This window comes from Stenotrophomonas sp. GW821-FHT09E08 (assembly GCF_059416125.1).
Window position 1 is genome coordinate 16,646 of record NZ_JBWKOO010000016.1, and the last position, 12,898, is coordinate 29,543.

The window sequence follows — 12,898 nt, forward strand, 5'->3', positions numbered from 1 at the left end:
GACCTGCCTGCCCCGCCGGAGCTCCAGCCATGAGCCGCCTGCGCATCATCATTGGTGGCACCGCGCTGGCGCTGCTGGCCGCGGCTGTGCCGATCGCGGTGATGGCCTATGCCACCTGGGACCGTGCGGTCAGTGTCGAGCAGCAGCGCCTGCGCGACATCGCCGGCCGCGCACTGCGCCGTTCCGACCAGTCCTACCATGACGCGCTGGCCGCGCTGAAGTCGGCGGAGGCAGGCGTCCACGTGCCGTGCAGCCCGGACCATATCCGGCGCATGCAGACCCTGGTGATGACCACGCCGTCGATCGACCAGATGGGCTATTTCGAAGGCGGCACGCTGCGCTGCACGTCGTGGGGCCCGTTCCTGGCCGATGTGAAGCAGCCCAAGGCCGATCATGTGACCAGCGAAGGGGCCGGCATCGCGGTGGACGTGCGCCCCGAAACCAGCGGGCGCCGCCAGGTGCTGTCGATCCTGTACGGCGCCTACGACGTGCTGGTCGACCCGCGCCGTTTCGTCGATGTCATCGCCGACCCCAACGTGCGCCTGGCCCTGGCCAGCCCGGACGGCCGCCTGCTGGCCAAGCAGGACGGCATGGATCCGGCGCTGCTGGAGACCCTGCTGCGCAACCCGGGCGAAGGGCTTGACCGCAACACCCTCTACGCCACCGCCCGCAATGGCGAATGGCTGGCGATCGCCACCACGCCACGCACGGCACTGGCCGCCACCTTCCGCCAGCAGGCATGGCTGTACGTGCCGCTCGGGTTGCTGATGGCTGCCGTGGGTGCCGGCCTGGTGATCTGGCTGTCGCGCCGCCGGCTGTCCCTGCGCGGCGAACTGGCCACCGCGATCCGCCGCCGCGAGCTGTACCTGCACTACCAGCCGATCATCGAACTGGATACCGGCATCTGCGTGGGCGCCGAAGCATTGATTCGATGGCAGCGTCAGGATGGCACCCAGGTCCGCCCCGACCTGTTCATTCCCCTGGCCGAAGAGACCGGCATGATCGGCGCGATCACCGACCTGGTGATCGAGAACGTGGTGCGCGACATGCGCGAGCTGCTGGTGGCCGACCGCAGCGCGCACATCGCGATCAATCTCGCCGCCGAGGACATCAGCAGTGGTCGTGCATTGAAGTTGATCGCCAAGCACATGGCCGGCAGCGGCATCCTGCCGCAGCAGATCTGGATGGAAGCGACCGAGCACGGCTTCCTCGACCTGGACCGCGCACGCACGATGCTGGCGCAGGCACGCCGGGCCGGCCACAGCGTGGCGATCGATGACTTCGGCGTGGGCTTTTCCAGCCTGCAGTACCTGGAGCAGCTGCCACTGGATGCACTGAAGATCGACAAGTCGTTCATCGATGCGATCGACACCGAGAGTGCGACCAGTCCGGTCACGCCGCACATCATCGACATGGCCAAGGAGCTGGGCCTGTGGGTGGTCGCCGAGGGCGTGGAGACCGAGGCACAGTTGGCGTATCTGCATACCCGGAAGGTCGAGTTCGCGCAGGGTTGGCTGTTCTCGCGGCCGCTGCCACGGGATGAGTTCGTGGTGTTCCATCAGAAGCGGCAGCAGCGCTATGGCGCGGCGCGGGAGCACATGCAGAACCCGCGGAGTGTGCCGATCGAGCGTGAGGGGATCGAGTAGGACGGCCAACGGCGGCGCCCCTCGTGGTGGGTCGCGTACGGCTATCCCGGGGTTGGCCGGGACGGTCGGGTTCGCGGGGGACGCCGTAAACCCGTCCATGGGGGCTTGGCCGCGGCATCCATGCCGCAGACACCCCCGCGAACCCGACCGCCCCGGCCTCTGACAGGTTCCGGCGGCGTCCCACCACGGAATCAACAGAAGAAAGCAAAAGCAAACGCGGGTCGCTGCGCTCGGTGGATCCACGCCATGCGTGGATTGCGTGGACCACGGTCGTGCCGGCCGCTGGCCGGCACCGCGCCATCTCTGATCAACGCCTACGCCCAGGCCTTCGGCCGTGCCAGCAGCCAGGCCACGCTCACCGCCAGCAACAGCAACGGCAGCCAGCCCAGCTGGCTCGGGCCGCTGGCCTGCAGCAGCACGCCACCCGCTACGCCACCGCCGGCAATCGCCAGGTTCCAGCCGGTCACCAGCATCGACTGCGCCAGATCCGCGGCAGCACCCGCGCGACGTGCCAGTGCGGTCTGGAACAGGGTTGGCACAGCGCCGAACGCCACGCCCCACAGGATCGTCGCCAGCAGCAGCGCCGTTGCCTGTCCCGGCCATAGCAGCAGGGCCAGCACCGGCAGCAGGAAGCCGATCACCGCCGCCCACACCAGCGCACGCAAGTGGCGATCCACGCCCCAACCGGCAATGCCGATACCGACGATGGCAGCCACACCGAAGGCCAGCAGCAGGCGGTCCAGCCATGGACCGGCACCGGCGTCCACCGCCAGCGGTTCGATGTAGGTGTACAGCACGTTGTGCGCCAGCACGTACAGCACCATCACCGCCAGCGCGCTGCGTACGCCGGGCATGCGCCACACCGTGCCCAGTGACATGCGCTGGCCGGCACCGGCAGACGGCAACGCCGGCAGTGTCCGGCGCGCGTACGCCAGCAGCCCGACACCCAGCACGCTCATCAACGCGAATGCCCAGCGCCAGCCGATCTGTTGGCCCAGCAACGTGCCCGCCGGTACACCCAGCGACAGCGCCAACGGTGAACCGACCATCGCCACCGCAATCGCGCGGCCCTGCAGTGACGGCACCACCATGCGAGCGGCGTAGCCGGCCACCAGCGACCACAGCAGGCCACCACAGACGCCAGCAAGGAAGCGCGCGGCGAGGATCAGCGGATAGCTGCTGCTCACTGCGGTCAGCGTGTTGACCACCACGAAGCCGGCAATGGCGGCCAGCAACAAGGGGCGTCGTGGCAGGCGCTGGGTCAACGCGGTCATCGGCAGTGCGGCCATCACCGATCCCAGCGCATACACGCTGACCAGCTGGCCCACCGCCGCATCACTCACACCCAGGCTCTCGCCCATCGGTCGCAGCACACCGGCCGGCAGGGTCTCGGTCAGCAGGGTGATGAAGCCGCCACCCGCAAGCGCCAGCAGGCCGGCCCACGGCAGGCGTGTAGCTTCGCCGGCAGGACTCGCCGCATCAATGGCATGGCCGCTCATCGCGCAGCCTCCAGATCGGCATAGACGGCGTCACGCAGTTCATCGACGAAGGCGCCATCCATGCCTTCGTACAGGGTGTTGGTCAGCGCCACCACGCTCAGTCCGCGCGCGGGATCAACGAACCAGCTGTGGCCGTAGGCACCGCCCCAGCGCCAGCTGCCTTCGCTTTGTGGCGTGCCACTGGCGGCGGCATCGCGCAGCACCGCAAATCCCAGCCCGAAGCCCCAGCCGGCCGGCTCCGGCGGCCCCTGCTCGCCCACCTGCGGAGTGGCCATCTCCGCCACCAGCGCGGGCGGCAACAGATTCGAGGCCTGTACGTCACGCAGTGCTTCCAGCACCGCCATCACCTCGTCGGCGCTTCCAATCAGTCCAGCACCGGCCGAGGGGTAACGACTGGCATCGGTAGCACGATCGAGGCTGTACTCGATGCCGACCGTACCTTCGAAGGGTGCGACCACCTCGCCCTCCTGCAGGCGATGCGGCTGCGGTGCGTCACTCACATACGGCGTGGCCAGCCGCGCCGCGTTGGTGGTCGCGAATGCGGTGTCGGCCAGCCCCAGTGGTGCGGCCAGCAGGCGCGCGTAAAGGGATTGCAGGGTTTCACCGGTCGCGGCTTCGGCCACGGCACCGGCCACATCCACGCCCAGCGAGTACATCCATTGGCTGCTCGGTGCGAACAACAGCGGCGCCTGCGCGATGCGATGCACGTTGTCGGCCAGCGTCAGCGGATTCGCATCCATGCCATCGCTGACGCCGGCCCGTGCGTACGGGCCATCCGCATCGGCTTCGAGGAAGCGGTAACCCAGCCCGCTGCTGTGGCTGAGCAGTTGGCGCAGGCTGATCGGCGGCGTGCTGCCATCGGCCAGCGCCGGACGGAAGTCCGGCAACCAGCGCTGTACCGGCGCATCCAGGTCCAGCACGCCATCGGCCACCAGGCGCAGGATCACCGTGGTCAGCAGCGGCTTGCTCACCGATGCCAGCCGGAACAGCTGGTCGCGGCGCATCATCGTGGCCGACTCGCGATCAGCCAGGCCGGTGGCGCTGGCATGACGCAGCACGCCGTGCTCGCGCACCAGCACCACCGCGCCGACCAGGCGTTGTGGGTGGACCTGCTGCAGCAACCGCTGTACCGACGGCAGGGCCGGCGCGCGGTCAAGGGAAAGGGCAGCGTTCATCGCGGTGATCCGTGGGGAGAGGCCGCCACGTTAGGCAGCATGTCACCGTGCAAAAAGCCGGTTGCCGCTCCGGGCATCATGGACCGTGCAGTCCGCAATCGGCATGATGGCCGGAACTGCAAGGCCGCAACGGTCGCCGCGCCGCCCCGCACCACAGTGTTGCGGTGGCGGTGCCTTCCCACGTGATCGCAGCCACCTACCCTGCCGCTTTCATTCCCCCACACGCCCATGTCAGTCCTGGACAACCTCGCCAATCTGCAGACTTTCGTGCATGCCGCCGACACCCGCAGCTTCGTCGACACCGGCCGCGTGCAGGGCATCTCCGCCTCGGCCGCCGGCAAGTGCGTTGCGCGGTTGGAGCACGCACTGGGCGTGCGCCTGTTCCACCGCAGCACGCGCAGCATCACCCTCACCGCCGAGGGCCAGCTGTTCCTGGCGCGCTGCCGGCGCATCCTCGACGAGCGCGATGCCGCGCGCACCGAACTGGCGCAGCCGCATGCCGCACCGAGCGGCACGCTGCGCATCGGCCTGCCGCTGGTGGGTGATCTCACCCTGCCGCTGATGGCCGAGTTCATGGCCGCCTACCCGGACATCCGTCTGGACCTGGATTTCAGCGACCGGCTGGTCGATGTCATCGAGGAAGGCTTCGACGCCGTGCTGCGCGTCGGCGAACCCAGCGACTCACGCATGAACGCCCGACGCCTTGGCGTGTTCCCGCGCCGCATCGTTGCCTCGCCGGCGTACCTGCAGCGCCGCGGCGTTCCGCGTGCGCCGGCCGACCTGCTCCAACACACCCTGCTGCACTACCGCTTCCCCAGCACCGGCAAGCTGGAGCTGTGGCCGATCCAGTGGCCCGGCAATGAAGCCCCGCAGGAACTGCCCGTGCACATGGTGGCCAACACCATCGAAGCGCGCGTGGCACTGGCACTGCGCGATATCGGACTGGCCTTCGTTCCAGTGCACTCGGTACGCGATGCGCTGGCCGATGGTCGCCTGGTCACCGTGCTGGACGAGCATGTGCATTCCTGCGGCATCTTCCACCTGTTGTGGCCCTCCGGCCGCCATGTGCTGCCGAAGCTGCGGGTGTTCATCGATTTCGTCAGCGAACGCCTGGAAACCGTGCCGTAGGCCCAACAAATCCACGCCATGCGTGGATGCCCTTGTAGGGTCGAGCCATCCTCGACTCACCAGATGCCAAGCGAAGCGCAGCCGAGCATGGGCTCGGCTCTACAACGGAACCACCCAAACACCGGTAGCGCCGGGCCATGCCCGGCGGCCGCACACCTGACCATTCAGCCACTGCCGCTATACTGGCCGCTCATTCCTCCCAGAGGCTCGCGACCAATGCGCCATTGATGCCGCCGTCTTCCCAACAGACGGCCTGACTCTTCCCGCCCCTGCGCGCAGGGGAGATCCCGGCATCCATGGAGGTCGCATGACCCCGCATTCCCTCACGCTCGATCGCGTGTCGTATCGATTGGCCGACGGCCGTCCGCTGTTTTCCGATCTGACGTTTTCCTTCGAACCGGTTGCTACCGGCCTGGTCGGTGCCAATGGCGCCGGCAAGAGCGTGCTCGCACGCCTGCTGGCCGGGCGGCTGTCGCCCGACAGTGGCCAGGTGCGTGGCAGTGGCCGCGTGTTCCTGTTGCCCACACCGGGCTATCCACCAGCCGGCACCGTGGGTGAGTTGGCCGGTGTGGGTGAAGCGCTGTCCGCGCTCGCACGCATCGAAGCCGGCAGCGTCAACGAGGCCGACTTCGCCTGCGTTGGCGACCGTTGGGACCTGCGCGAACGCCTGCAGCAACAATGGCAGGCGCTGGGCTTGCCCGATGATCTCGATCACGCCCACCCTGCTGCGCGCCTCAGCGGCGGCCAGGCGATGCAGGTGGCACTGTCCGGCGCGTGGGCCAGCGATGCCGACTGGTTGATCCTGGACGAACCCAGCAACCACCTCGATGCCCGTCATCGCCAGCAACTGTACGAGCAGTTGCAGCAATGGCGCGGCGGCCTGCTGGCGATCAGCCATGACCGCGAGCTGCTGAGCCGCATGCAGCAGATTGTCGAACTCGATGGGCGTGGCCTACATCGCTATGGCGGCGCGTGGCAGCACTATGCCGAAGTGCGCGCCGCCGAACGCGAAGCCGCCGCCGCCCAGCTCGACCATGCACGCGCCCAGCACCGACAGCAGCAACGCAGCGCGCGCGAACAGCACGAACGCCAACAGCAACGCCAGGTACGTGGCACCCGAGATGCAAAGCAGGCCAACCAGGCACCGATCCTGCTCGGCCGGCAGAAGCAGCGTGCCGAAGCCAGTCACGGGCGCGCGCAGCAGGTGCAGTCAGAACGCCTGCAGGCCAGTGCAGAGCAGCTGCGTGCAGCGGCATCCGCGGTTCATGCGGCACCGGAGCTGGCGCTGTTTGCCGGTGCGGGGGAACGTGGCAGCACGCGCCTGCTGCAGGCCGAGGCCTTGGTGCTGCCGCATGGCTGCAGTGCCCCGTTGCAGCTGGAGATCCGTCGCGGCCAGCGCATCGCCGTGGTCGGTGACAACGGCAGTGGCAAATCCACCCTGCTGCGTGTGCTGGCCGGCCAGCTGCGAGCGCGCGATGGCACGGTGCAACGCCACGCGCCACTGGCGCTGCTCGACCAGCAACTGCTGGGATTGTCCGGCGAGCACAGCATCCTCGATAGCGTACAGGCCGCCAATCCGGGTGCGGACCCGGGCGAACTGCGCACTCGGCTCGCGCTGCTGGGTCTGGACGCACAGCGCATCCAGCGCCCCGCCAGCAGCCTCAGCGATGGCGAACGGGTGAAAGGCGCACTGGCCAGCGTGTTGTACGCCGATCCCGCGCCGCAGCTGTTGCTGCTGGACGAGCCCGGCAATGCACTGGACCTAAGCGCATTGCAGGCACTGGAAGAACTGCTGGCGGCATGGCCGGGTGCCTTGATGATGGTCAGCCACGACCTGCATCTGCTGCAGGCATTGCGGCCGACGCAGGTATTGCAGGTCACCGCCAACAGCTGGCAATGGCGCGACAGTCTGTAGAGTCGAGCCATGCTCGACTCCGCCATGCATCCATCCACGCATGACGTATCGACCAGGGGTAGTGCCGGCCGCTGGCCGGCAACCCATGGATCATCAATGCACCGTCAACGCTTCCACACAGGGAACGCCTGCGGCAACTGGTGCCACAACAATGGCCCCGCACGCAGCTCCTGGTCGTTGAGCAGGCACGCATCCAGCTCCGCACGCACCGCGCGCTCGTCCATGTGCACACCAATCACCACCAGCTCCTGGCGGCGATCACCCCACAGTGGGTGCCACAGCCGCTGCATCGCCGTGTGCGCGGCCGAATCCGGGAATTCCTCAAGCCCCGGCAGCGGCGCGCTCCAGCAATCGGCCTGCTGCCGCGCCCATCCCAGGTCGCTGTAAGGCAACGGCGTCGGCGGCAACAACGGTGTGGTGTCTTCCAGCCCAGCCCGCACGCGGTCGCGCGCGGCATACCAGAAGCCCGCCGCCTGCGTGCGCGTCGCCGCGCCCACGGTGTTCAGTTCACCTACCCAATCCATGCGGTTGGCCAGCCAGAACCAGCCCTTGCTGCGGATCACGCCGGGCATACCCGACTGCAGCGCGCGGGCGAATCGCGCGGGGTGGAACGGACGACGCGAGCGGTAGACGAAGCTGCCGATGCCGTACTCCTCGGTCTCCGGCGTGTGCTCACCACGCAGCTCCTTCACCCAACCCGGCGCGCGTTGCGCACGCTCCATGTCGAAGCGGCCGGTATCCAGCAGCTCGGCCAGAGGCACGTCGCCGAAGCTGGACAGCAGCAGCTTGGCGTCGCGGTTCAAGCCACGCAGTACTGCCAGCGTGTCCTGCAGCACCTCGTCGTCCACCTGGTCGACCTTGCTGACCACGATCACGTCGGCGAACTCGACCTGCTCGCACAGCAGGTCGACCACACCTCGGTCGTCATCCGGCCCGGCCTGCTGGCCACGCTCGGCCAGCCGCAGGGTCGAACCGAAGTCGGCAAGGAACGCGCTGCCGTCGACCACCGTCACCATCGTGTCCAGGCGCGCGATGTCACTCAGGCTGAAGCCGTGCTCGTCGCGTACCGCGAAGGTGGCGGCCACCGGCATCGGTTCGCCGATCCCGGTCGATTCGATCAACAGATAGTCATAGCGGCCGGCATCGGCCAGGCGCCGGACTTCCTGCAACAGGTCATCGCGCAGCGTGCAGCAGATGCAGCCGTTACTGAACTCCACCAGCGTCTCTTCAGTGCGGCGCAGCTCGGCGCCGCCTTCGCGCACCAGCTGCGCATCGATATTGACCTCGCTCATGTCGTTGACGATGACGGCCACACGCAGGCCCTCGCGGTTGCGCAGGATCTGGTTGAGCAGGGTGGTCTTGCCGGCCCCCAGGAAGCCGGACAGCACGGTGACCGGAAGGCGACGGTCGGCGCGGGAAACAGTGTTCATGTCGGAGCGGGTTGGCTGCGGAACGGAAATGTTACTGTATAACAATTGTCGCGCAAGGAACCTCCCCCGATGAAGTCGCCTTCTGCTGCCCTGCTTGATGCCGGCGCGGTCGCCCTGTCCAGCCTGTGCCTGCTGCATTGCCTGGCGCTGCCCCTGCTTGCCGCCGCGCTGCCGCTGTTCGGCACCTGGGCCGAAGCGGAATGGGTGCACCTGCTGTTCGTGGCCATCGCCCTGCCGCTGACCGGCTACGCGCTGTGGCGGGCCGAGCGCCGTCACCCGCTGCCGGTACTGGCCTGGGCCACCGCCGGCGTGGGTCTAGGCCTGCTGCTGGCCGGCGCGCTCGCGCTGCCAACGCATGCCTGGGAAACACCGATGAGCGTCACCGGCAGCCTGCTGCTGGCCGCCACGCATATCTGGAACGCGCGGCACCGGCACGCGGGGTAGCGCCGGCCGCTGGCCGGTAACCGCGTGAGCTTCGGACGCCACGGGTAGTGCCGGCCGCTGGCGGGCAACCGCATGAGCTTCGGACGCAACCTGCAGTTGCCGGCCAGCGGCCGGCACTACCCCTGCTATTTGCCGTAGCGGCGCAGCAGCTCCACCAGCACTTCGGCCTCGGCGGCCCGCTGCTGTGGGTCGTCGGCACCCACCACGTGTTCCTGCAGGTGCTCGTGCAGCAGCTCCATCAGCAGGCTGTGGGCTGCACCGCGCACGGCGGCCACCTGCACCAGCACGTCCGCGCAGTCACCCGCTTCCCCCTCGGGGGTGTCCAGGGCCTGCTCCAACGCCGCCACCTGACCCGCGATACGGCGTACCCGTGTCAGCAGCTGCTTTCGATTCTTGTGTACATGGGCCATGGCGGGATCATATACCCTATGGGGGTATCCACTCCAGCTCCCACCGCCATGCAATTGGACGCCCTCGCCGCCGCCCGCCGCCACGAACACCGCTTCGACGATGGCAACCCGCTGGCCGAACGCAATACCCGCCGCGCCCTGTGGCTCACCGTCGCCATGATGCTGGTAGAGATCGTCGGCGGCTGGTGGTTCAACTCCATGGCCGTGCTCGCCGACGGCTGGCACATGAGTTCGCACGCGCTGGCGCTGGGCCTCTCGGTGTTCGCCTACCGCTGTGCGCGGCGCTACGCACACGATCGGCGCTTCGCCTTCGGCACCTGGAAGATCGAGATCCTGGCCGGCTACACCAGCGCCATCGCCCTGCTTGGCGTCGCCGCATTGATGGCCGTGCAATCGCTGGAACGGCTGTGGGTGCCCGCCCCCATCCACTACAACGAAGCCATCGCCATCGCTGCGGTGGGCCTGGGCGTGAACCTGCTCTGCGCATGGTGGCTGCACGACAGCCCGGGCCACGCGCATCATCACCACGGGCATGACCATGGCCATCATCACGGGCATGACCACGAACACCACGATCACGGCCATGCACACGGTCACGACCTCAACCTGCGCTCGGCCTACGTGCACGTGCTGGCCGACGCCGCCACCTCGGTACTGGCCATCGTCGCCCTGCTCGGCGGCAAGCTGCTCGGCCTGACCTGGCTGGACCCGGTGATGGGCCTGGTCGGCGCCGTGCTGGTTACTGTCTGGGCGATCGGCCTGCTGCGTGACAGTGGTCGTATCCTGCTCGACGCGCAGATGGATGCACCGGTGGTGGCCGAAGTCCGCCAAGTGATCGAACAGGGTCCGTGGCCGGCACGTCTAGCGGACCTGCACGTCTGGCAAGTGGGTCGCGGCAAGTACGCGGTCAGCGCCAGCGTGGTCACCAGCGACGTCAGTCTGGATGCCGATACCGTGCGCAACGCGCTGGCGATTCATGAGGAGCTGGTGCACGTGACGGTGGAGATTCACCGCAGCGCATGATCCACGCCGGGTAGTGCCGGTCGCTGGCCGGCAACCTCATGAACGACGGATGCACCCTGTTGGTGCCGGCCAGCGGCCGGCGCTACCGCTAGAGCTTCAACATCATCCGCAGCAGGTACATCAGCAGCGGCAGCGCGCTCAGCACCGCGCCGGCAATGCCGATCCACGGCCAGCGCTCACCGCGCACGCGCGAAGCTACCGCCAGGCCACCACCCACCAGTGCCGCGCCCAGCACGCCCACACCCAGCCCCGCCGCCAGGCTGTTGTCTCCTGCCGCCTGCGCTGCCAAGGTGCCCGCGGCCCAGCCCACCACGATCCCCAGCCAACTGGCCACGCCGCACCACGGTGCCTTGCCCTGCGCCATCCGAAAACCCCTTTGCGCTTGCCGAATTTCTGTACGGACCGTGCCCGTGTGCTGCCTACACTAGCCGCACCTGCCCCGTCGGGACATCCCATGCGCATGCTCCGCCTGCTGCTGCCCGGTGCACTCCTGCTGCTCACTGCCTGTAACGGTGACGCCGGGCTTCCCTTCTCCGCCGACCCACTGCAGGGCTGCTTCGCCACCAGCGCGCGCAAACCGGCCGACTTCCGCATCGAGAAGGAAGGCGGCCAGTACTTCGTCTCCTTCAGCCGCGGCGACCAGTGGCAGCGCGAGCCGAATGCCCTGCACAAGGCCACCCGCAGTGAAATCAGCCGCTACTTCCGCGACGACGCCGAACAGATCGACAGCGCCTTGATCCGCATGGCCGGCGGCTTCGGCATCTTCCACTTCAACAAGGGCGCGACGCTGAAGGGCAAAGCCAGCGACAGTGACTACATGGCGTTGATGCTGATCGGGGCCGGGCCGGTGTATGCAGTGAAGTGCCCGTAAGACGCAATGATTCTGATGGCGGCGCAGGGCACTATGGGTACAACCTGTCTTCTTTGAGGAGCGATGCCAATGCTGCTTTTTCTGCTGCTTGCGGTAAGCGCGCCGAAGACCCAGGGCGCCTATGACGAAGTCCGGCAACTGCCCGATGGCCAGACCCTGATCATGCGCACACTTGACTGGGATCTCGGTGATGGTCGCCATGAGCGCGTTACCGTGCATTGGCTGCTGCAGGAAGACGGCAGCCTGCGCTATGACTTTGATCGGCAGCCACCGGAAACCCAGGAGGTCCATCGTCGGTCGTGCGCGCTGCAGGGCATGCAGCCATCGCGTGGCGTCGGCATGATCTCAGGGGAAGGAGCCACGCACGGCTTCAGCTGTACCAGCGGTAGCGTCGGGCCTACGCTCGACTCCTCCCTGCCTGCATCCACGCATGGCGTGGATCTACTTTGACATCGGCTTGGCTCTACAACAGCTGCGGTACCATGCCCTCCCCCGAACCGCCCCGGTACCCGCCGTGCCCCATTACACCGGCCCCCTGCTGACCCGCGACAGCGCTGACACCCTGCGCCGTGCCCATGACAAGGGCGCTGCCGACTGGCAGGGATCGCTCGACCTGGGCCGGAGCCAGGACACCGTGGCCCTGAACACCGACGGCTTCCACTTCCGCGGCCAGCCCTACCCGTGGCCGGGCAAGCTGAAGGACCGCACGCTGTACTACTGGGACGGCGAGGACTTCGCGCCGATCTCGCGCTACAGCGGTTCGCTGATCAAGCTGGTGCCGACCGAATGGGGCGCACCGACCTTCGAGATCGACGGTATCAAGATGCTGCCCACCTCGAAGCTGTCACCGTTCGAGGACGCGCGCCGCAAGGTGGAGCTGGTCGCCCCGGCCGGGAAGGTCATCCTCGATACCTGCGGTGGCCTGGGCTACTTCGCCGCCTGCGCGCTGGAGGCCGGTGTCGGCCAGATCCGCTCGTTCGAGAAGAATGCCGACGTGATGTGGCTGCGCACGCTCAACTCGTGGTCCCCGGATCCGGATTCGGCTGCCGCCGGTGGCCGCCTGCAGTTCAGCCATGGCGATGTCTCGCAGCAGATCGAACAGGTGGCCAGCAGCAGCGTCGACGCGATCCTGCACGACCCGCCGCGCTTCGGCATCGCCGGCGAACTGTACTCGCAGGTGTTCTACGACCACCTCGCCCGCGTCATCCGCAAGGGCGGGCGCCTGTTCCACTACACCGGTGCGCCGAACAAGCTGACCAGCGGACGCGATGTCCCACGCGAAGTCGCCAAGCGCCTGGAAAAGGCCGGCTTCAAGGCCGAACTGGCGCTGGACGGTGTGCTGGCCGTCAAGCGCTGA

Annotated in this window: 13 protein-coding genes; 8 read left to right on the top strand and 5 right to left on the bottom strand. The window is 67.8% G+C overall.

Going from position 1 to position 12,898, the window contains the following annotated elements; translation table 11 throughout:
* Positions 1-29 precede the first annotated feature (29 nt).
* Complete coding sequence (locus AC07M7_RS17395; RefSeq protein ID WP_495207917.1) at positions 30-1,646, top strand: EAL domain-containing protein; 1,617 nt, start codon at positions 30-32, stop codon at positions 1,644-1,646.
* A gap of 314 nt (positions 1,647-1,960) precedes the next feature.
* Here the strand turns inward: AC07M7_RS17395 and AC07M7_RS17400 are convergent, their stop codons facing one another.
* Positions 1,961-3,145, bottom strand: coding sequence for an MFS transporter (locus AC07M7_RS17400; protein ID WP_495207918.1), 1,185 nt, complete (start codon positions 3,143-3,145; stop codon positions 1,961-1,963).
* Positions 3,142-4,320: a serine hydrolase domain-containing protein gene (locus tag AC07M7_RS17405; RefSeq protein WP_495207919.1), complete on the bottom strand. Its 1,179-nt coding sequence runs from the start codon at positions 4,318-4,320 to the stop codon at positions 3,142-3,144. Before AC07M7_RS17405 ends, AC07M7_RS17400 begins: the two co-directional genes overlap by 4 nt.
* Positions 4,321-4,548: 228 nt before the next feature.
* Here AC07M7_RS17405 and AC07M7_RS17410 point away from each other — a divergent pair, with 228 nt between their 5' ends.
* The gene (locus tag AC07M7_RS17410) at positions 4,549-5,448 is read left to right on the top strand and encodes a LysR family transcriptional regulator (protein ID WP_430766252.1); all 900 of its coding nucleotides are present in this window, start codon (positions 4,549-4,551) and stop codon (positions 5,446-5,448) included.
* 307 nt (positions 5,449-5,755) lie between these two features.
* Entirely contained in the window at positions 5,756-7,363 is a 1,608-nt protein-coding gene (locus AC07M7_RS17415) for an ABC-F family ATP-binding cassette domain-containing protein (RefSeq protein ID WP_495207920.1), read from the top strand.
* Between the two features lie 104 nt (positions 7,364-7,467).
* Here AC07M7_RS17415 and AC07M7_RS17420 read toward each other — a convergent pair whose 3' ends face one another.
* Complete coding sequence (locus tag AC07M7_RS17420) at positions 7,468-8,793, bottom strand: GTP-binding protein (RefSeq protein WP_253079186.1); 1,326 nt, start codon at positions 8,791-8,793, stop codon at positions 7,468-7,470.
* Positions 8,794-8,862: 69 nt separating this feature from the next.
* On the opposite strand from AC07M7_RS17420, the gene AC07M7_RS17425 reads away from it, so the two are divergent.
* Complete coding sequence (locus AC07M7_RS17425; RefSeq protein WP_495207921.1) at positions 8,863-9,237, top strand: MerC family mercury resistance protein; 375 nt, start codon at positions 8,863-8,865, stop codon at positions 9,235-9,237.
* A 125-nt stretch (positions 9,238-9,362) separates the two neighbouring features.
* Here AC07M7_RS17425 and AC07M7_RS17430 read toward each other — a convergent pair whose 3' ends face one another.
* Complete coding sequence (locus tag AC07M7_RS17430; RefSeq protein WP_046984489.1) at positions 9,363-9,647, bottom strand: metal/formaldehyde-sensitive transcriptional repressor; 285 nt, start codon at positions 9,645-9,647, stop codon at positions 9,363-9,365.
* Positions 9,648-9,695: 48 nt separating this feature from the next.
* Here AC07M7_RS17430 and dmeF point away from each other — a divergent pair, with 48 nt between their 5' ends.
* Positions 9,696-10,670, top strand: a complete 975-nt coding sequence (gene dmeF, locus AC07M7_RS17435; protein ID WP_495207922.1) for a CDF family Co(II)/Ni(II) efflux transporter DmeF — start codon at positions 9,696-9,698, stop codon at positions 10,668-10,670.
* Positions 10,671-10,758: 88 nt separating this feature from the next.
* On the opposite strand, the gene AC07M7_RS17440 is transcribed toward dmeF, so the two are convergent.
* The gene (locus tag AC07M7_RS17440) at positions 10,759-11,034 is read right to left on the bottom strand and encodes a hypothetical protein (protein WP_495207923.1); all 276 of its coding nucleotides are present in this window, start codon (positions 11,032-11,034) and stop codon (positions 10,759-10,761) included.
* Positions 11,035-11,124: 90 nt separating this feature from the next.
* On the opposite strand from AC07M7_RS17440, the gene AC07M7_RS17445 reads away from it, so the two are divergent.
* From AC07M7_RS17445 to AC07M7_RS17455, 3 genes are all read left to right on the top strand, one after another.
* Positions 11,125-11,541, top strand: coding sequence for a hypothetical protein (locus tag AC07M7_RS17445; RefSeq protein ID WP_495207924.1), 417 nt, complete (start codon positions 11,125-11,127; stop codon positions 11,539-11,541).
* Between the two features lie 69 nt (positions 11,542-11,610).
* Complete coding sequence (locus AC07M7_RS17450; protein WP_046984485.1) at positions 11,611-11,991, top strand: hypothetical protein; 381 nt, start codon at positions 11,611-11,613, stop codon at positions 11,989-11,991.
* The gene (locus AC07M7_RS17455; RefSeq protein WP_495207925.1) at positions 11,972-12,898 is read left to right on the top strand and encodes a class I SAM-dependent methyltransferase; all 927 of its coding nucleotides are present in this window, start codon (positions 11,972-11,974) and stop codon (positions 12,896-12,898) included. Before AC07M7_RS17450 ends, AC07M7_RS17455 begins: the two co-directional genes overlap by 20 nt.